This is a genomic window from Lacticaseibacillus hulanensis, from assembly GCF_004010095.1.
In the GTDB taxonomy this organism is placed as follows: domain Bacteria; phylum Bacillota; class Bacilli; order Lactobacillales; family Lactobacillaceae; genus Lacticaseibacillus; species Lacticaseibacillus hulanensis.
This window is the reverse complement of the sequence record NZ_RRYD01000001.1, coordinates 44,716-64,529: the sequence shown is the minus strand read 5'-3', so window position 1 is coordinate 64,529 and position 19,814 is coordinate 44,716. Positions and strand designations below refer to the sequence as shown.

At 55.2% G+C, this 19,814-nt stretch carries 17 protein-coding genes; 1 reads left to right on the top strand and 16 read right to left on the bottom strand.

Going from position 1 to position 19,814, the window contains the following annotated elements:
- Nucleotide 1 precedes the first annotated feature (1 nt).
- From EKN00_RS00305 to rpsU, 3 genes are all read right to left on the bottom strand, one after another.
- The gene (locus EKN00_RS00305) at nucleotides 2-1,030 is read right to left on the bottom strand and encodes a PhoH family protein (protein WP_421825356.1); all 1,029 of its coding nucleotides are present in this window, start codon (nucleotides 1,028-1,030) and stop codon (nucleotides 2-4) included.
- A 158-nt stretch (nucleotides 1,031-1,188) separates the two neighbouring features.
- Nucleotides 1,189-1,635 carry a GatB/YqeY domain-containing protein gene (locus EKN00_RS00300; RefSeq protein ID WP_127848140.1) on the bottom strand — a complete coding sequence of 149 codons (447 nt, stop codon included), beginning with the start codon at nucleotides 1,633-1,635 and terminating at the stop codon, nucleotides 1,189-1,191.
- 18 nt (nucleotides 1,636-1,653) lie between these two features.
- On the bottom strand, nucleotides 1,654-1,830 hold the full coding sequence (rpsU, locus tag EKN00_RS00295; protein ID WP_127848139.1) for a 30S ribosomal protein S21: 177 nt from the start codon (nucleotides 1,828-1,830) through the stop codon (nucleotides 1,654-1,656).
- 251 nt (nucleotides 1,831-2,081) lie between these two features.
- Between rpsU and EKN00_RS00290 the strand changes: the two genes are divergently transcribed.
- Nucleotides 2,082-2,900, top strand: coding sequence for a pyruvate, water dikinase regulatory protein (locus EKN00_RS00290; protein WP_127848138.1), 819 nt, complete (start codon nucleotides 2,082-2,084; stop codon nucleotides 2,898-2,900).
- 132 nt (nucleotides 2,901-3,032) lie between these two features.
- Here EKN00_RS00290 and EKN00_RS00285 read toward each other — a convergent pair whose 3' ends face one another.
- The 13 genes from EKN00_RS00285 to dtd form a co-directional block, all read right to left on the bottom strand.
- Nucleotides 3,033-3,950 (bottom strand): YitT family protein, encoded by a 918-nt coding sequence (locus tag EKN00_RS00285; RefSeq protein WP_127848137.1) that lies wholly within the window; start codon nucleotides 3,948-3,950, stop codon nucleotides 3,033-3,035.
- A 1,003-nt stretch (nucleotides 3,951-4,953) separates the two neighbouring features.
- Nucleotides 4,954-6,759 (bottom strand): aspartate--tRNA ligase, encoded by a 1,806-nt coding sequence (gene aspS / locus EKN00_RS00280; protein WP_127848136.1) that lies wholly within the window; start codon nucleotides 6,757-6,759, stop codon nucleotides 4,954-4,956.
- Nucleotides 6,760-6,811: 52 nt separating this feature from the next.
- Nucleotides 6,812-8,089, bottom strand: coding sequence for a histidine--tRNA ligase (gene hisS / locus EKN00_RS00275; RefSeq protein WP_127848135.1), 1,278 nt, complete (start codon nucleotides 8,087-8,089; stop codon nucleotides 6,812-6,814).
- Between the two features lie 326 nt (nucleotides 8,090-8,415).
- The gene (locus EKN00_RS00270; protein ID WP_127848134.1) at nucleotides 8,416-9,729 is read right to left on the bottom strand and encodes an N-acetylmuramoyl-L-alanine amidase family protein; all 1,314 of its coding nucleotides are present in this window, start codon (nucleotides 9,727-9,729) and stop codon (nucleotides 8,416-8,418) included.
- A gap of 185 nt (nucleotides 9,730-9,914) precedes the next feature.
- Nucleotides 9,915-10,571, bottom strand: a complete 657-nt coding sequence (gene pyrE, locus EKN00_RS00265) for an orotate phosphoribosyltransferase (protein ID WP_127848133.1) — start codon at nucleotides 10,569-10,571, stop codon at nucleotides 9,915-9,917.
- The gene (gene pyrF, locus EKN00_RS00260; RefSeq protein ID WP_127848132.1) at nucleotides 10,571-11,284 is read right to left on the bottom strand and encodes an orotidine-5'-phosphate decarboxylase; all 714 of its coding nucleotides are present in this window, start codon (nucleotides 11,282-11,284) and stop codon (nucleotides 10,571-10,573) included. Before pyrF ends, pyrE begins: the two co-directional genes overlap by 1 nt.
- A gap of 28 nt (nucleotides 11,285-11,312) precedes the next feature.
- The gene (gene carB, locus EKN00_RS00255) at nucleotides 11,313-14,492 is read right to left on the bottom strand and encodes a carbamoyl-phosphate synthase large subunit (protein ID WP_127848131.1); all 3,180 of its coding nucleotides are present in this window, start codon (nucleotides 14,490-14,492) and stop codon (nucleotides 11,313-11,315) included.
- On the bottom strand, nucleotides 14,485-15,570 hold the full coding sequence (locus EKN00_RS00250) for a carbamoyl phosphate synthase small subunit (RefSeq protein WP_127848130.1): 1,086 nt from the start codon (nucleotides 15,568-15,570) through the stop codon (nucleotides 14,485-14,487). Before EKN00_RS00250 ends, carB begins: the two co-directional genes overlap by 8 nt.
- A gap of 9 nt (nucleotides 15,571-15,579) precedes the next feature.
- Nucleotides 15,580-16,863, bottom strand: a complete 1,284-nt coding sequence (locus EKN00_RS00245; RefSeq protein WP_127848129.1) for a dihydroorotase — start codon at nucleotides 16,861-16,863, stop codon at nucleotides 15,580-15,582.
- Nucleotides 16,860-17,798, bottom strand: coding sequence for an aspartate carbamoyltransferase catalytic subunit (locus EKN00_RS00240; RefSeq protein ID WP_127848128.1), 939 nt, complete (start codon nucleotides 17,796-17,798; stop codon nucleotides 16,860-16,862). Before EKN00_RS00240 ends, EKN00_RS00245 begins: the two co-directional genes overlap by 4 nt.
- A gap of 151 nt (nucleotides 17,799-17,949) precedes the next feature.
- On the bottom strand, nucleotides 17,950-18,483 hold the full coding sequence (gene pyrR / locus EKN00_RS00235) for a bifunctional pyr operon transcriptional regulator/uracil phosphoribosyltransferase PyrR (RefSeq protein WP_127848127.1): 534 nt from the start codon (nucleotides 18,481-18,483) through the stop codon (nucleotides 17,950-17,952).
- A 240-nt stretch (nucleotides 18,484-18,723) separates the two neighbouring features.
- The gene (locus tag EKN00_RS00230) at nucleotides 18,724-19,356 is read right to left on the bottom strand and encodes an HAD hydrolase-like protein (protein WP_127848126.1); all 633 of its coding nucleotides are present in this window, start codon (nucleotides 19,354-19,356) and stop codon (nucleotides 18,724-18,726) included.
- On the bottom strand, nucleotides 19,356-19,805 hold the full coding sequence (gene dtd / locus EKN00_RS00225; protein ID WP_127848125.1) for a D-aminoacyl-tRNA deacylase: 450 nt from the start codon (nucleotides 19,803-19,805) through the stop codon (nucleotides 19,356-19,358). The genes EKN00_RS00230 and dtd overlap by 1 nt, the downstream gene beginning before the upstream one ends.
- Between the last annotated feature and the right edge of the window lie 9 nt (nucleotides 19,806-19,814).

The following is a 19,814-nucleotide window of genomic DNA, read 5'->3' as shown; positions in this document are numbered from 1 at the left end:
ATTAGTCCTCTTTCTTCGGGTCTTTTTCTGGCTTAATGGTCTTTGCAACGCTGGCGTGCGTGTGTGGTTCGCTGGTGCCGCGGCTGTACGCTTCAATAATGGCCGCAACGACTGGGTTGCGCACGACATCACTGGCATCGAAGTACACAAAGCGGATGTGCGGTACCTTTTGCAGCAGGTTTTCCGCTTGAATCAAACCGCTGCGGCCCTTGCTTGGTAAGTCTATTTGTGAGATGTCCCCGTTGACGATCATTTGGGAGTTGAAGCCAAGCCGGGTCAGGAACATTTTCATCTGTGCCTGGGTCGTGTTCTGCGCTTCATCCAGGATGGCAAACGCGTTTTCCAAGGTGCGGCCACGCATGTACGCTAGCGGTGCGATTTCAATGACGCCGCGTTCAAGCAGGCGGTTCGTGTGCTCGGTCCCAATCACCGCGTGGAGCGCGTCGTAGATTGGCCGCAAGTACGGGTCAACCTTGTCCTTGAGGTCCCCGGGCAAAAAGCCTAGACTCTCGCCCGCTTCCACGGCCGGACGGGTGACAATAATACGTTCAACTTCACCGGCCTTGAGTGCGGCGACGGCTATGACGACCGCGAGGAAGGTTTTCCCGGTCCCCGCTGGGCCAATTCCGAACGTGATGGTGTTGCGGCGGATGGCGTCAATGTATTGCCGCTGACCGAAGTTCTTCACGCGGATGGGTTGGCCCTTCGCGTCCTTAATTAAGGCTTCGTTGTACATGTCGGTGAAGTAATCAAGCGTGCCCTTTTGTGCCATCTTCACGGCACTGACCACGTCTGGTCCGGCGATTTTGATGTTTTGGGCGAGGAGCTCAAGGAGCTTTTGCAAAATCGTGTAGGCGGTACTGCCAGAGTCCCGCGGGCCGGTAATGCGGATTTCTTGCCCAACAGTGGTGATGTCGACGTCCAGGGCATCAGCAATAATGTCCAGATAGGCGTTGCCGACACCAATTAAGTTCAACATTTCGTTCACGTCACTTACCAGTAGACGCTTAGTTACGGTTTCTTCTGTCAAAGACTGTCCTCCCGAGTGTTCTGGTCCCATTTTAGCACATGAATGATTATTCCTGAATGAATTGGGGCCATAATCAATCAGAATTAAGGTTAATCGCACGCCAAAAACTTAGGGCACGCAAAAACACCCACGCAATTGCGCGGGTGCCTTCTTTTCGGTTAAGCATTGAGTTTTGATTTAACGATCTGGGTAACGGCTGAACCGTCCGCCCGACCTTTAACGCGGGGCATTAAGACCTTCATTACAAGGCCAAACTGCTTGACGTTAGTAGCGCCACTTTCGGCTATCGCTTCATCGACAAGCTTGCCGATTTCTGCCTCGTCCAATTGGGCAGGCAGATATTTCTCGACGATGACAATCTCGGCCTTGGTTTCTTCCGCCAAGTCTTCCCGATTGCCTGCCTCGAACTGTTCCAGCGAATCCTTCCGCTGCTTAAGCTGTGTGGCAAGAATGGAACGCTCTTCGTCCTCACTGAGTTCTTTACCAGAAGCAATCTTAGCGTTGGTGAGCGCTGTTTTGATTGCGCGGATTGTGTTCAGTGCAACTTTGTTGTGTTCCCTCATTGCACTCTTCAAATCCTGATTCAATTCATCGGCTAATGCCACTTAAAATCAGTCCTTTGATTAGTACTTCTTACGCTTACGAGCCGCCTCAGACTTGAGCTTGCGCTTCACGCTAGGCTTTTCGTAAAACTCACGCTTACGGTATTCGGCCAGGGTGCCAGCCTTAGATACGGTCCGCTTGAAACGGCGGAGTGCATCGTCGAGAGATTCGTTTTTCTTAACAGTTGTCTTTGCCATGTGTTATCCCTCCCTCCGAAACGATGTAACCGCTGAACAGTATCCTGCCAGCAATTCTTAAATATTATATCTAAGCTGCAGCTAATCGTCAATGCACCTGAGGCAAAAAACGCCTTGTTTTGTGAAAAAAGGTGCTGATTCGCCCGCTCTTGTGCTCATTGTAACATTCTCTGGCTCGCCTGAAGCATGCTTTCATGTTATTATACAAAGTGATAACGCTAACAAAAATATTTCCGAATGAGGTCTTGTCTATGAGCAATGAATTGAATTTATTTATCATCTCTGATGCGGTTGGGGACACCGCTTTACAGCTGGCACGTGCGGTGGCCGCACAGTTTCCCCGACTGACACCCCGCTACCGCCGTTATCCATTCATTCAAACCCGGGAAAAACTAGTTGAAGCCTTGGACGATGCGCAAAAAGACAACGGGATTGTCATCAACACCCTGGCAATCGCCGACCTGGCTGATGAGGCTGATGAATACGCAAAGAAGATTGGTGTTCCTTGCCTAGACGTCTTCACCCCCGCCGTGCGCGCAATTAGCAAGAAGTTCAACGAAGAACCGACGGGGATTGCGGGCTCAGTTCACGACCTGAACGAGAATTACTTCGACCGGATTGGCGCGATTGAGTTCGCGGTGACCTATGATGACGGGAAAGATCCTAAGGGGTTCCTCGAAGCTGATATTGTGCTGCTCGGTGTTTCCCGCACCAGCAAGACGCCACTGTCCCTCTTCCTAGCTAACCGGAATCTCAAAGTGGCCAACCTGCCGCTGGTTCCTTCCGCCAAAATCCCGGATGAAATCTACAAGGTCGACCCCAATAAGATTATTGGCCTGACCACTGACCCGCAGGTACTGATGGAATTTCGGCGCCAGCGCATGATTGCTTACGGACTGAACCCGGACAACAATTATTCCGCTCGGACCCAGGTCCTTGAAGAACTCGACTACGCCAACCAGCTCTACGCTAAGCTCGGCTGCATGGTCATCAACACGGCGCACCGGTCAATTGAAGAGACCGCCACGCTGATTTTGGAACACATGGGCCTCGATGATACTGATAACTAGGCAGCTGGCGTTAGTTGCGGGTTATTTGCCGCAACTCCCCACTGCACACAGAAGATACATTGAAAAAACTGCAAATGAAAACGTCCAGACAATTGTTGCTGCTGTCTGGGCGTTTTTGGATGGATTATTTGGTTATTGGATCTTCGGCTCATAGAAGCGGCCCAGAATTTTGACCGAATCGGTAATTGAGACGAACGCGTACGGATCGGAGTTCTTCATTGCGACTTCGAGGTCGTACATTTCGGCCCGACTGATGACGGTGAACAGAATGGTCATTTCTTCATGACGGAAAGCCCCTTCGACGTCGTGGACAATCGTAATCCCGCGGCGCAGACCGTTTTGAATGGCATTCGTCACCTCTTTGGGGTGGGCGGTAACAATCATCACCTGCATGCGCTGCTGACGCGTGTACATTGAGTCAATCATTTTGCCGTTGATAAAAATCGACAGCGCGGAAATGAGCGCGTGGGGCCAGCTGTAAATGAACCCGGCGAACAGGATGATGAACGCATTGAAGAAGATGTTGATTTGGCCAATCGATTTCCCGGTTCGCTTGCGAATCACAATCCCAAGAATATCGAGGCCACCGGTTGAAATGTTGTTGCGGAGGGCAAAACCGGTCCCCAAACCATTAACGACCGCCCCGAAGATCCCACAGATGATTGGGTCCTTGGTAAGTGGCGGGAATGAGAACAGGTGCAGCATGATGGTTGAAAAAAGAACGGCCAGGAAGGTAAAAATTGTAAACCGGTGTCCAATTCGGCGCCAAGCCAAAATGAACAAAGGCACGTTTAGGACGAACAGCATCGTCCCAGTTGAGAAGATGGTGGCGGTTGTAATCATCCCGAATGGCGTATAAATAACCACATTAAACCAGCGGCTAACCACCGTGGCAACCAGCTGCGCCGCCCCGGTGATCCCGGATGCGTAAATCCCACCCGGTTCCCAAAAAAGGTTCAGCGCAAGGGTGACACATATTCCATAGAAGAATGCGGCGGAAAGTCGGCTCATATTCTGATGCCGACGAATTAATTTATCAAGTTCCTGCAAAGAAATACCCTCCCAATTTGTAAGACCAGTATAGCACGGTGCCCCACCACTTTAACAATCAATTACAAACGCTGTCCGGCAGCGTCAGCGTGATTGCTGAGGTAGACCAGTGAGGAGGCTCCGCGTTGTGGGGTTTGGCCTCCGGGTCCGGGCTGGGCCTCGGGTGTGCTTCGCCGTGGTTGCTGTGGCGGTCGTCTGGAGCCGGAAAAGCGCCGTCTCCAGACTAAAAATTTAGCTTTGCATCGTCGCAGCCTGAGTCTAACTCGTACGATGTTTGGTATGTAATCGAAACCTCTATCTCGTGCCTAAATCCTGAATGCTCCTCACACAAATCTAAATTTTTCCCTCAAGAAAATACGATGTGCCAACTGCAAAAAACACAGTCGTCACATCGTGTTTTCTTGTTGCCACAGCTGGGCGACACACCCGAGACCCAGCCCGGACCCTCCGGCCAAACCCCACAACGCTCCGCTTTATAAGCAGTTAACATCTTGGTTATCACATGGTGCTCAACAACATTAGAGTAGTCATCAGTCGATGGCTAAAGGATCAGACGTGATAGATCATTTCTGTCACTTTGAAAAACCTCGGTAAGACTTTCTTTTAACCACGTTGTAGCGCCTGGGCGGGGTCGGTGCGCGTGGAGTGCGGCTGGGATTTTCCTGTGAAAGCTATGGTGAGAGAAGACCGGTGCGGTTTTTGCGCCGGGCTTCTCCACACCATAGCCGGCAAAAATTAAGACCCGCCAGGGAGGACAAAGTTTCCCAGCGGATCTTAACAACACGTATTAGTCTTGTAACCTCAAGAAGCGGATGTGGGGCTAAATTTTTAGGTTGAAGACCCCGCTTTTGGGGCTTCAACCGGCCGCACGGAAAATCCCAGCCGCACGGAACGCGCACCGGCCCCGCCCAGGCGCGGCCCCTAGACCACTTCAGTACCCACCAAGTAAAAAGGACTGACGCTGCCAGACAGTAAAAGCCCACGGAAACCGTGGGCTTTTGCATTAATCTTTAGGCTTGTCTTCGGCTTCGGCTTCGATTTCAGCCTCTGCTTCTGGTGTAACTTCAATCCCAAGTGGCTGCAGCTGGTTGGCTTCAACCGGCTGAGGGGCATGGGTCATTGGTTCGGTCGCGTTGGAGTTCTTTGGGAAGGCAATGACGTCGCGGATGTTGCTCTTGCCAGTCAGGAGCATTGCGAACCGGTCGAGACCAATTGCGAGACCGCCATGAGGTGGGAACCCGTAGTCAAGTGCCTGCAGGAGGAAGCCGAACTGTTCTTCTGCCCGTTCAGGCGTGAAGTCCAGGGCCTTGAGCATCTTCTCCTGAATTTCCCGGGTGTGGATACGAATTGACCCACCACCGAGTTCGTAACCGTTCAGAATAATGTCGTATGACTGAGCGTGGGCGGAATGTGGGTCGGTGTCCAGCAGGTGAACGTCTTCTTCGTTTGGCATCGTGAATGGGTGGTGTGCTGCAACCCAGTGCTGGTCCCCTTCGTCGAATTCGAACAATGGCCAGTCAACAACCCAGGCAAACTCGTAGCGGTTTTCGTCGATGAGGCCGAGGTCCTTGCCGTAGTACGTCCGCAGGTAACCGAGTGTGTCGGCGACAACCTTCTTGCGGTCGGCGATGAACATGATCATGTCACCCGCCTTCGCGCCGAGGCCATTCACGAGTTCTGTGCTCTCGGCGAAGAACTTGGCGATTGGTCCGGAAACCTTGCCGTCTTCAACCTTGAGCCAAGCCAAACCGTGCGCACCGAAACGCTTGATGTAGTCGGCCTGCTTGTCGATCATCTTCCGGGAGTACTTCTGGGCCGCGCCTGGAAGCACGATGGCCTTCACCTGGCCGCCGTTTGCAAGTGCGTTGTCAAAGACCTTAAAGCCCGCATCCTTGACGAATGGTGCCGCGTCCTGCAGTTCCATCCCGAACCGCAAATCTGGCTTGTCGGAACCGAACCGGTCCATGGCGTCCTGCCACTTGATGCGCCGGAATGGCTGGGGAACATCGATACCCTTAACTTCCTTCATGACGCGAACGATGAGGCCTTCAGTAATCTCCTGAATTTCTTCAGCGGACAGGAAGCTGGTTTCCATGTCGATTTGCGTGAATTCTGGTTGACGGTCACCGCGCAGGTCTTCGTCCCGGAAACACTTAGCAATCTGGAAGTAACGGTCGTAACCTGCCCCCATCAGCAACTGCTTGAATAGCTGTGGGGATTGTGGCAATGCGTAAAATGAACCTGGGTAGACACGTGAAGGCACGAGGTAGTCACGGGCACCTTCTGGCGTGCTCTTGGTCAGATCTGGCGTTTCGATGTACAGGAAGCCGTTCTCGTCGAAGTAACGGTTGGTGGACATGATAATCTGGGACCGGGTCATGAGGGCCTTTTGCATTTCTGGACGGCGCAGGTCAAGGTAACGGTACTTGAGCTTGGTGTCCTCGGAGGCGGTGATGCCGTCCTCGATTTCAAAGACAGGCGTCTTGGATTTGTTCAAGACGGTGAGTTCCTGCACTTCAATTTCGATTTCACCGGTCTTCATGTTCTTGTTAATGGCTTCTGGCTTGCGCGCCTTAACGACACCGGTTGCTTCAATGACGTATTCGCTGCGCAGGTTGTTGGCCTGGTCGAGTGCGTCCTGATCAAAGTCCGCCGAAAAGACGAGCTGCACGATGCCGGCACGGTCGCGCAAGTCGACAAAGATTAGGTTCCCGAGGCTACGTCGCTTTTTGACCCAGCCCATGAGCGTAACGGTTTGGTCAATGTTGATGGCAGTAACATCACCAGCATACATAGTACGTTTTTTCATAAATGTTTCTCCTTCGCTCTTCTATATAACTAGCATCCGTATCAACGCGTGCTTAGTCGAAACTGCTCTGAATCGCCCCAAAGTCGGCCAGTAGTTCAGCCTGCTTGAAGGTCTTCTGCTCCCCAGTGGCCATCTTCTTGACCTGGACGGTGCCATCAGCGATTTCTTCTTCCCCAATGGTGGCCACGAATTCGGCGTTGGCCTTGTTCGCGGACTTGAACTGCGCCTTGGCTTTGCGGTTCATGAAGTCCATGTCGACTGGGATTCCCTGGTGCCGAATGCTGGTGGCCAAACTCAAGGCGGGAAGCTGGGCCGCCTCATCGATGGCCACGATGTAAAGCGGCAGTGGGGATTCAATCTTCTTGTCAGCCAGGAGCATCATGAGGCGTTCGACGCCCATCCCGAAGCCAACCCCTGGTGTTTCGGGACCGCCAAGTTCTTCGGCAAGCCCGTTGTAGCGGCCACCACCGATAACAGTGGTGTAGCCCCCACCAAAGGCCGGGTCATTGCTCATTACTTCGAAGATGGTGTGGTTGTAGTAGTCCAGCCCCCGCACCATCGTTGCGTCAATCTCGAAATCAATGTTCAGTGCCTTAAGGAAGCCTTGAACCTTGTCAAAGTGGTCCTGGGCCTCTGGGGTCAGGTATTCAAGAATTGATGGTGCACTGGCAACAATCTCCTGATCGTGTTTGTCCTTGCTATCAAGAATGCGCAGCGGGTTTTTCTCGAGGCGCACCTTTGAGTCGGCGGACAATTCATCGGCGTAGGACTTGAGGTAAGTGACCAGCGCTGCGTGGTAAGCCTTGCGTGTTTCAGGATCGCCAAGCGTGTTAATCACAATCTTGAGTCCCTTTGCGCCGAATGATGCGACCAGTTCGCGGGCGAGTGCAATTGTTTCTGCATCGAGTGCTGGTGAATCGCTTCCGAATGCTTCCACCCCGAACTGGGTGAACTGGCGCTGACGCCCGGATTGCGGACGTTCGTAGCGGAACATTGGGCCGAAGTAGTAAACCTTGTATGGCTTGGCGAATTCTGGGCCGTAAAGTTTGTTTTCGATGTACGCGCGCACCACGCCGGCGGTTCCCTCTGGGCGCAGGGCCATCATCCGGCCGCCCTTGTCCTCGAATGCATACATTTCCTTGGAAACAACGTCACTGGTTTCCCCGCTGGTCCGGGCAAAGACATCGGCGCTTTCAAAAATTGGTGTGCGAATTTCGTGGTACTGGTAGCGGGCAAATACGCCGCGTGCCGTTTGTTCGACGTACTGCCAGATTTCACTGGTGCCAGGGAGAATATCCGCTGTCCCCTTTGGCCGTTGATAAGTACTCATATTAATTATCCTTTCTTCCATTACGCATGCGCTGCTGACTGCCGGTAACAATTGCTGCTTAGAACAAAAAAAACACCCCTCGCGACAATCGCGAAGGGTGCAAGCACACGGTACCACCTTACTGTTTAACTCAAACCATAACGGTGGTCACCGGAGCGTATCTGCCTCAGAAGTGTCTTGTCAATCGTTCCCGGCTTTCACCGTCCCGGGTCGCTTCAAGTGATCTCTTCTGCTTCGTCATTGGCACTGGAATTATTTATCCTAATAGTAACCACAATTTGCACTGCGGTCAAGTCGGTGGGCCCTTTTTCAGTAAATTATCGCCCTTACCGGTGATAACCGGCCGCAAAATACTTGTTCAGCCCATTCACAATATCGAGAGCGGCCCGACTGCGGTAGCTTGGCTTACTGAACTTCTTGAAATCACTGTCGCTGTTCATGTAGCCGAGTTCAATTAGAACTGACGGCTGCTTATTGTCGCGCAGAACCTCGTAATTCCCGAACGCGACCCCGCGGCTAGGCGTGGTGAGGTTGGTGAGGCTGTTGCTGAGGTAGGTGGCGAGGTGGTAATCCTTCGCCTTGGTGTAGTAATAGGTCGTGTGCCCCGTGCCGGTGTTGGCGGTTGGCGTTGAGTCGAAGTGAATGCTGATGAAGGCATCCGCGTCAACGTTCGCCGCAACGATTGGTCGCTTAGCCAAATCGACGTAGGTATCGTTGCTCCGGGTGAGGACAACATTGGCCCCCGCCGCCCGCAACTGGCTGGCAATGTCGTCAACCGTCAGCAGCGTGTACGTCTTTTCGTACTCACCACTATTGGCGTGGGTGCCGGGGTCGCTACCACCGTGACCCGCATCGAGGACAATCGTTGCTTCGGCGAGACTAGTGGCCGCCTTGCTTGATTTGCCGTCGCTTGGCGTGCTAACCACCCAGCTGGCGATGTAGCCCGTCTTCCCGTCGGCGGCCCGCACGCGGTACCAGTCACCGTCCTGGTTAATTACGGTCAGCTTGGCCCCCTTGGCGAGGTCCTCAATGATGGCCGCGTTAATCCCGCCGGCTTCACGCAGATGCGTGTTGGTGTTTGTCGTCACTTTAATCTGCGTGGCGGTGTTGGCCTTACTGATGGCGGTTTGTGCGCTCGTGACCGTCGCGGTTTGCCCGGTCAGATCCAAGTACTGGGTGCTGACCCAGGCCGCGGTGTTTTTGTAAACAATCTGGCTCCAATCACCTTGACTGTATACCACCTTGACGTTGGTGCCGGCAGTTAACGTTCCCAGTAGCTTAGCCGAAGTGCTGGCGTACTGGCGGACGTTGACCTGCGCGTTGACCTGGGCAACACGGGCGGCACTGGTTGATGCGTCGTCATTGTTAACCAGCCAGCTAGCCACCCAGCCGACCTTGTTGCCGGCGAGGCGCACTTCATACCATGAATTGCGCTGGCCGATAACGTCAAGTCTTGCCCCTGATTGGCTTTGCCCCATCACGTCGTACGCAAGACCGGGTCCGCGGCGAATGTTGAGCACACTGGCGCGAACCGTGAGCTGTTTGGTTCCCGCTAAGACCGTTGTTGTTGCCAGGCTAACACCAAGAAGGATTGCGGTGATTATGAATAATGGCAGTTTGTTTAAATGCAAATTCTTCATAGTTGTGCCTCCGAGTATCGTTCAATTGGAATTATACCAGACAGGACGCACAAAGAGGCAAAGTTTGAACGAAAAGCTGGCTCAAACTTTGCCCCTTATTGCTGTTCTATTGTGTTTTCGCCGGTCAGGCCGCCAAATTCAGCGCAAAGTGCCGTCACGGCTTAACTATGGTTTCGTGTTCTGCGTTACTCAGTGAACTTGCTCGCCCATGCAGCTGGATCTTTGCGCCACTCGTGCAGGGTCGCTTCGTCCTCGGGCTTGATTGCCCCGACCTGAACCGCCGTTTTAACCAGGGTTGAGTAGCCGGTCAGTGTGGCAAAGGGAATCTGAGCCTGCGCAAAGTTGGTTTGAGCTGCGGGCAGTTCATAGCTGAAGATGCCCACAACGCCGATGACTTCTGCCCCCTCCTTTGCCGCAGCACCCGCGGCCTTGAGCACACTGCCACCGGTTGAGAGTAAATCATCGATAACGACGGTATTGGCGCCGGGGGTCAGGTGACCCTCAATCTGCCGGCCCTGGCCGTGATCCTTGGGCTTGCTCCGGACATAAATCAGCGGCAGACCGAGTGCTTCGGCCACCCACGCTGCGTGCGGGATCCCGGCGGTCGCGGTGCCGGCAATCACCTCCGCTTGGGGAAAGCGGGTTTGAATCAGCTCGGTTAGCCCCGCAATGATGTGCCGGCGAACTAGCGGGTAGCTAATCGTTAAGCGGTTGTCCGTGTAAATTGGACTTTTGAGGCCACTTGCCCACGTGAATGGTTCGCGGGGGCGCAAGGTGACAGCCTTGATTGCCAGTAAGTCGCGTGCAATTGTTGATGCGTAATCGATATCCGTCATGGTCATTATCCTTTCAAATTCCAAGCCTGCTTAATCGCCGTGTACGCCGCAACCGGGTTGCTTGACTGCGTGATTGGTCGGCCAACAACGATTCCCGAGCTGTGCAGCTTACGGGCCTGCGCTGGTGTCACCACGCGCACCTGATCGCCGGTTGCCGCGTTTGCAGGCCGAATTCCGGGCGTGATGCGCAGGAATTCTTTATCGGTCGCCGTTAGAATATCGGTGGCTTCCAGTGCAGAGCACACCACCCCATCGCAGCCGGCCGCTGCCGCCAACTGGGCGCGGTGAACGACATCTGCGGCCAGACTGCCCGCAATGTGTTGCTCGCTGTGCATCTGTGCCTCTGATGTCGAGGTTAGCTGCGTGATTCCGAGCAGTAATGGGCGCGTATTGTTGCCGGCGTCGAGGCCGGCGCGCGCCGCCTGCAGCATTTCGCTGCCGCCACTGATGTGCGTGGTGGTCATCGCAACGCCAAGGCGCGCAATACTGCGCATCCCCATCTCGACGGTGTGCGGGATGTCGTGCAATTTCAGGTCAAGAAAAACGTCGTGGCCCGCCGCCCGAACTTCGCGCACAATGTCCGGTCCGGCGTTATAAAACAATTCCATCCCGATTTTGACGAATAGGTGCGCATCCGGCCCGAACTTCGCTAAAAAATGACGCGTTGTGGAAGCATCGGGGAAATCCAGCGCGATGATTGGTCGTTCAATACTCTGCATGTAAAAGCCTCGTTCCTGTTTTTACGGTTTACGGTAATGGCGAAGCGGTGAAGCTCCGTTCGGCAAGTGCCTGCACCATTGCCGCCGCCGTGTCCAGCGCGGTAAACAGTGGTACACCGTGCATGATTGCTGCCTGCCGAATTTTGGCCGCGTCCCCATTCGCGTCGTGGTCGAGGTCCACGGTGTTGATTGCCGCTTGAATTTTGCCGCCGTTAATTAGTGCAAGAATATCCCTTTCGGCAGTGCCGATTTTGGCGACGGTCGTGCACCGCAGTCCGGCGCCGCGAAGGACATCTGCCGTCCCCGCGGTTGCCTCGAGCTGGTAGCCCAGATCGGCCAAACGCTTGGCAATCGGCAGGACGCCATCCTTTTGCGCGTCGGCCACCGTGATGAGCACGTTGCCGTGGTCAGGCATGGCAAGCTTAGCGGCGGCAAACGCCTTGTACAGCGCCTTGGCGAGTGTGGTGTCACTCCCCATGACCTCACCGGTTGACTTCATTTCTGGTCCGAGCAGGCTATCCACATCGGCCAGTTTGGTGAAGGAGAACACGGGCGCCTTAACGTGGACCATTGCTGGTTCCGGCGCGAGTCCCGGCGTGTAACCGAGGTCCGCGATTGTTGCGCCCATGATGACCCTGGTTGCGACCTGCGCCATTGGAATACCTGTTACCTTGCTGAGAAATGGCACGGTCCGGCTGGCACGCGGGTTCACTTCAATGACGTACACCTGCTCGTGGCTGACGATGAACTGAATATTCATCATCCCCACAGTGTTCAGGGTCAAAGCCAGTTTGCGTGCGTAATCAACAATCTGGTTGCGCACGTGGTCGCTGAAGGACTGTGGTGGGTAAATCGCCATTGAATCACCCGAGTGCACCCCGGAGCGTTCGACGTGCTCCATGATGCCCGGCAGCAGAACGTCCTTGCCGTCGCTGATAACGTCGACTTCGCACTCTTTCCCCTCCAGATAGTGATCAATGAGGACGGGGTGTCCCTCAGAAACCTGAACCGCCGTCGAAACGTATTCGCGCAGTTCGTCGTCGTTATAAATAATGGTCATCGCGCGGCCACCAAGAACGTAGCTTGGCCGAAGCAACGCGGGATATCCCACCTTGTTCGCGGCTGCCAGGGCGCCGGCCAGATTGGTGGCGGTGGCCCCAACCGGTTGCGGAATGTTCAGTTCGCGCACAATCTGGTTGAAGGCGTCCCGGTCCTCGGCGCGATTCAGGTCACTAACGGTTGTTCCTAGCACCTTGACGCCTGCACGTGACAGTGGTCCCGCCAGGTTAACGGCGGTCTGGCCACCGAATTGGGCAATGACGCCCAGTGGTTGCTCCAGGTCAACCACGTTCAGCACGTCTTCCACCGTCAGCGGCTCGAAGTACAGCTTGTCAGCGACGGTAAAGTCGGTTGAAACTGTTTCAGGATTGTTGTTGATGACGATTGCCGCATAGCCGGCGCGTTGCAACGCCCGCACCGCGTGCACCGTTGCGTAGTCGAATTCGACCCCCTGCCCAATGCGGATGGGACCAGAGCCAAGTACAATAACGGATGGTTTATCCAGCTTGGTGCTTTCGTTTTCCTCATCGTAGGTGCCGTAGAAATATGGTGTCGCCGCGGTGAATTCAGCCGCGCAGGTGTCAACCATCTTGTAAACTGGCAGCAACTTCTTGTCTTGCCGGAGTGCCCGAATGGATTCGGCATCCGTGTGCCAAATGTGCGCGATGGTTTGGTCGCTAAAACCGTTTTGCTTGGCCAGTTTCAGCGTCGTTAGGTCATTGCGTTGTTCCTGCAGCTGGCGCTCGATTTCAATGATGTGGAGCAACTTATCCAGGAAGAACACGTTGATGCTGGTGAGCTTGGCCAAATCATCAACGGTGTATCCGCGGCGAATGGCGGCTGCCAGGTAGAACAGCCGGTCATCACGGGCCTTGACGATGTTTTGAACTAGTGTGTCTTCGTCCGCGTGCTCCGCCTCGGCGTCAAATAGATAATCGTGGTCGATTTCGAGTGACCGCACGGCCTTGAGCAGTGCCTCTTCGAAATTACGACCAATTGCCATGACTTCCCCGGTGGCCTTCATCTGGGTACCCAGTTCGCGGTTACCACCGGTGAACTTGTCGAACGGCCAGCGCGGAATCTTGACCACGACGTAATCGAGCATCGGTTCAAATTGGGCGTATGTCACCTGCGTGATTGGGTTCTTGATTTCATCGAGATTCAGGCCCACCGCAATCTTGGCGGCAATCTTGGCGATTGGGTACCCAGTGGCCTTTGATGCCAGCGCACTGGAGCGCGAAACCCGCGGGTTAACCTCAATGATGTAGTACTGGTCGCTATTTGGATCAAGGGCCAGCTGCACGTTGCAGCCCCCTTCAATCCCAAGCGCGCGGATAATCTTCAGCGAGCTGTCCCGCAGCATTTGTGCCTGGTGATCGGTGAGCGTCTGGACCGGTGCCGTGACGATGGAGTCCCCGGTGTGGATACCGACGGGGTCAAAGTTTTCCATGTTGCAGACGACCATGGCGTTGCCGGCGTGGTCGCGCATAACCTCGTACTCAATTTCTTTGAACCCGGCGATACTTTGCTCAATCAGGGCCTGGATGATTGGTGACAGCTTCAGGGCGTTGCTGCAGATTGTGCGCAGCTCTTCTTCGTTGTCGCACATGCCGCCGCCCGTCCCGCCCATGGTGAACGCGGGGCGCACAATGACCGGGTAGCCGATTGAAGTGGCAAACGCGACGGCTTCGTCCACAGTGTTCACCGATTGTGATGCTGGGATTGGCTCGCCCAGCCGCTGCATGAGTTCCTTGAATTCTTCGCGGTCCTCGGCCTCGTTGATAGCGCTGAGCTTGGTGCCGAGCAATTCAATGTTCAATTCATCCAGCACGCCCGCCTGCGAAAGTTCGAGGGCCATGTTGAGCCCCTGCTGGCCGCCAAGTGTGGGCAGGATTGCGTCGGGGCGTTCCTTGCGCAGCACCCTGGTGACAAACGGCAGGGTCAGTGGTTCAAGGTAAACGGTGTCGGCGATTTCCTTGTCCGTCATGATGGTTGCAGGGTTGGAGTTAATCAGGACGGTTTCGTAACCTTCCTCACGCAGGGCTAAGCACGCCTGAGTCCCGGAATAATCAAATTCGGCTGCCTGGCCGATGATGATTGGGCCAGAACCAATCACGAGAATCTTGTGAATGTCAGTACGCTTAGGCATGATTAGTCTCCTTTTTTTCGCTGCGAGCGGCGGTCATCATTGCGCAGAAGTCATCGAAAATCCCGGTGGCGTCGTGTGGCCCCGGCGTTGCGTCTGGGTGGAATTGAACCGAAATCGCTGGGTAGTTGCGGTGCCGTAAGCCCTCGACCGTCCCGTCGTTGATTTCGACGTGGGTGACGAGCAGGTCGGTGCTGGCGATGGAATCCGCCTGCACCGCGTACCCGTGATTCTGGGCGGTAAAGAAGGTGCTGCCGGTTGCGATTTCGCGGACCGCGTGGTTGAAGCCGCGGTGACCAAATGGCATCTTCTCGGTCTTCGCGCCATTTGCGAGGGCAAAGAGCTGGTGACCCAGGCAGATGCCAAATAGCGGATAGTGCTGCTGCAACTGGCGAATCAGTGGCAGTGCACTTGGTACGTCTTCGGGGTTACCCGGGCCGTTCGATAACAGAATGCCATCGGGGTGCAATGCCGCAATCTGGTCGAAACTTGTGTTGTACGGGACGACCGTGACGTTGCAGGAACGGCGGGAAAGTTCGGCTAGGATGCTGTGCTTGAGGCCAAAGTCAATGAGGACCACGCGCAGCCCCGTTCCGGCACTAGGATATGGCCGTGGGGTGGCAACTTGGGCAACCTGATCGCGGCGGGCTGGTTTGGCCAGTAGCGTTTCTGCCTTGGCGGGGTCATCGGTAATGGCGCCGCGCATCACGCCAAAGTCCCTCAGGTGCCGCGTCAGTCGCCTAGTGTCCACCCCGGTGATGCCGGGAATATTGTTTTGCTTCAGGAATTCATCAAGACTCAGCTGGTTGGTCCAGTTGCTGGCCCGTCGCGCGAGTTCGTGCACGATTACCCCGCTGCAGCTAGGAATAATGGACTCACTGGCGCCTGCACTGATGCCGTAATTACCAATTAGTGGGTAGGTGAAGGTGATGATTTGGTTGCAGTACGACTCGTCAGTGATGGTCTCCTGATAGCCGGTCATGCCGGTGTTGAACACCACTTCCCCATCAATTTGGCAATCGGCGCCAAAGCCCTCACCGACAAACTGGGTGCCGTCTTCTAAAATTAAATACCGCTGCATGTCGTCCTCCTAGTTGCCTTCATGGTATACGAGTTGCCCATCAACAAAGGTGTAAACCGTTTCGCCGTACAGTTTGTGCCCGATGAAGGGGTTGTTGTGCCCCTTAGACGCGAATTCATCGGCCGTAACGGTGTGGCCGTGCTCTAAATCAAACACGGCAATGTCGGCGGCCCCACCTGGCAGCAGCTTGCCGGCGTTCAGCTTAAACAAAGTGGCCGGTGCTGCGCTCAGCCAGTGCAGTAGCTGTATCAGCGTGCATTTGGGCTGGTCCTGCCGCACAAAGGCCGTGTACAGCGAGGCAAACGCGGTCTCACTGCCGGTGATGCCATTGGGTGCGCCGCACAAGCCCTGCGCCTTTTCTGCGTCCGTGTGGGGCGCGTGATCGGTGGCAATGCAATCGATTGTGCCATCTAGCAGCCCCTCCAGCAGCGCCGCGCAATCTTTGCGTGTGCGCAGTGGCGGGTTCATTTTGTAATTGGCGTCGTCTCCCGGAATGTCACTGTCACTTAGGAGCAGGTGGTGCGGGGTAGCTTCGGCCGTGACCGGCACCCCAGCCGCCTTGGCCGCGCGAATCATGTTGACGCTGGTCGCGGTGGATACATGGCAAACGTGGTAGGGCGCATCCGCACTTTGGGCGAGCGCCAAATCGCGGGCGAGCTGACTGGTTTCCACCGCCGGAATTAGACCCTTGACCCCCAGCTCATCGGCCTTCGCGCCCGCACTAATCACGCCGCCATGCTTGAGGCTGTCTTCTTCAACGTGTTCCGCCAGCGGAATGCCGGCAGCCTTGGCGCCCAGCAGCGCTTCAAGCATGGTGTCCGCGCTTTGGATGCCGTTACCATCGTTTGAGACCCCCACGGCGCCCGCGGCTTTGACCCCCGCAAAATCAACCGTGGCCCCCGCCGTCCGGTTATGCGTGATGCTCGAGTATTGCTTGATGTGCACCAGACCTTCTGCATTGTTGCGGGCAACCATCTCGGCGATTCTTGCTGGTGAATCGGGAACAGGATCGACGTTGGGCATTGCGCAGATTGTGGTGAAACCGCCACGTGCCGCCGCCGCGCTCCCCGTTTTGATTGTTTCCTTAGCCGTTTGGCCGGGGTCGCGCAGGTGCACGTGCAGGTCAACCAGACCGGCAGTGACGAGCATGCCCGAGACATCGTATTCCGTTGTGTCGGGTTCGGCTAGGTTGGTGCCAATCGCCGCAATTTTGGTGCCATCGATTAATAGGTCGGCTTTGACGAGGTCACCATTCAAATTAACGGTGCCGCCGCGCAAGAGAGTTTTACTCATTTCATTCCTCCAAGGTGACGTTCTGCGCAAATCCGTTCGAGCATTGCCATGCGAACGAAAACCCCGTTTTGCATCTGCTTCACGAAGCGCGAGCATGGGGCTTGGACCAGTTCGCTGGCGAGTTCGACGCCGCGGTTAATTGGGCCGGGGTGCATCACGATGGCCCCCTTCTTCATTCGCTGGGCCCGCTGCACCGTCAGGCCGTACTGCTTGCTGTATTCTGACGGGTCAAAATCCGTGGTGCCAACGCCACGTTCGTGCTGGACCCGCAGCATCATCACCACGTCGGCGGTTGGCAGCAGCTCATCCCACTGCCCGTACTCACCAAGATTGGCCAGGTCGTCGGCAAACCATTCACGGGGACCAGCGAACAAAACCTTGGCCCCGAGTTTGCCAAGCGCCTCTGCGTTGGAACGCGCCACCCGGGAGTGCGCAATGTCACCGCATATCAGCACCCGCAGACCGGTAAACTTCCCGAATTCCTCACGAATGGTCATTAGATCAAGCAGGCTCTGGGATGGGTGTTCGCCCGATCCGTCACCTGCATTTACAATTCCGAGGCTCAAATCGCCGCCCTTAATCAGGTCGTCGTAGTAGCGATTCTGGCTGTGCCGAATTACGGCGATGTTGGCCCCAATTGCCCCGAGCGTGAGCAGCGTGTCGTGCAGGGTTTCGCCCTTCGTGACCGAGCTTCTGCTGGGGTCGAACGGCAGTATGGTTAGACCGAGTTTGCGCTCGGCCATTTCGAAACTGGTGTGGGTGCGCGTGCTGTTTTCAAAGAACAGGTTCACGACGTAGACCGGTTCGGTCAGTTTCGCCTTTGCGCCGTGTTTGAATTCCTCGGCGCGGTCGAGGAGGTCGTCGATTTCTTCGTTATCCAAATCATTCATGCCAACCAAATTACCGGTTATCTGCTTTGTAGCGTATGCCAACATATTTTTCCTCCATGGGTTTGCCCAGTGCACGAAAAAAGCCACAACACCTTCAGTTCAGGCATTGTGGCTTTGGGCTACACGAAAGCAGCCAACCCAATTCCATTTTGCCCTCTCTGGAGTCAATTAAATCGTTTGGTGTTTGAATATTCAGTTAAAGGTCCTCGATGGCGATTGAATCTTCACCGTCAATTTCGCTGACGGAGACCCGAATCTGTTCTTTCAGTGAGGTGGGAATGTTCTTCCCGACAAAGTCTGCCCGAATCGGCAGTTCGCGGTGGCCACGGTCAACGAGCACGGCCAAGGAAATCTTCCGGGGGCGGCCCAGATTAATTAGTGCATCCATCGCGGCGCGCGTGGTCCGGCCGGTGAACAGCACGTCGTCGACCAATACCACGTGCTTATCCGTGATATCAACCGGCAGCTCGGAGCCGTTCACCTGGGCAAGTTCGGTGCCCATTTCGTGGCGGTCATCGCGGTACAGCGAAATATCAAGTTGGCCAACCGGTACGCTCACGCCCTCAAGTTGATCAATGCGCTTAGCAATGCGCTGTGCGAGGTAAATCCCGCGGGTCTTGATTCCCACAATCACGATGTCACTCAGACCCTTGTTCTTTTCGATGATTTCGTATGAGATGCGGGTCAAGACGCGACGCATTCCAACTGCATCAACCAATTCTTTTGCCAAAATGTTTCCTCCTATTGTGTGTCACTGAAACGTCCGCTAGCCAAAATGCTGATTTAGCGTGAATACAAAAATAGGTCTCCCACCCGCAAGTGGAAGACCCTTCGCTCATTCCGGTCGCAACCGGGCGTCGACTCCTTCACAGCCTCGCGGGACTGATGTTAAAGGATTTGATGTTGTAATTACTATAGGCGCTGGCCGGAGAATTTGCAACCGTTTCGGCGAAAATCGTCAAAATTTGCCTTATTTCGCAACGAATGTGCGCACGATTGGTAGTGCCGCGGCCAATGTCGGGGCGCTAAACTGCGCATGCGCGTCGTGCAGACCGTCAATATCAATGTACAACGTGGAGCATCCCGCTGCCTGGCCCGCCTCGACGTCCAAGCGGCGGTCGCCGACAACCAGGGTGTCCGCGGCATTAGCGCCATACGTTTTGAGCAGATAGTTGATTGACTCCGGATCCGGTTTGCGCTTGAAGTGCATGTCAATTGTCGTTCCGCCGGCAAAGAGCCCGCTCATCTGGTGCTTCCGCAATAGCCGCCACGCCTTCTGGTCCCGGTGCGTCCACAGCAGGTTCATGCCGCCTTCGAGGTGCACGGTCGAAAGTGCGGCCAGCGCCCCCGGGTACGGCTGTGGGTTGCTGTTTTTCACCAGCTCGAACGCGTTGTATTCTTGCTGCAGAACGTCGCGGCCGATTTGGTAGTCGCGGGCGTAAACATCAAGCACGTGCTTCATTGAATCGTACTTGGTTTCCAGCAGCAATTTATCCGCGTCGGCCGGCAATTGGTGCCCCAGAAGCGTCGCCACGAGCGCCCGAATCATCCCGGGATACGTGTCGAACAGGGTACCGTCAAAATCCCAAATTACGGTCTTCATTACTTCATCTCCGCGGTGTCTAAAATGATGGTGACGGGCCCGTCGTTGACCAGACTAACCGCCATGTCCGCACCAAACTCACCCGTTTCAACGTGGATTCCCGCTTGCCGCAAATCATCGTTAAAACTATCGTACAGCTTAGCAGCCATTTCCGGGGCGCCGGCCAAGGTGAATCCCGGCCGGTTACCGTGACTGGTGTCGGCATAAAGCGTGAACTGAGAGATGGACAGAATCGCGCCGCCAATATCCAGGATTGACTTGTTCATCTTGCCATTGTCGTCGCTAAACACACGCAGCTTGGCGAGTTTCTGCGCCAACTTTTGCGCCTCCGCTTCACCATCACCAAGGCCAACACCGACCAGGACCATGTAGCCCTGGCTGATTGCACCGACAGTGGTGCCACCAATCGCCACGCTGGCTTCGGTCACCCGCTGTGCAACAATTCGCATTGATTTCAC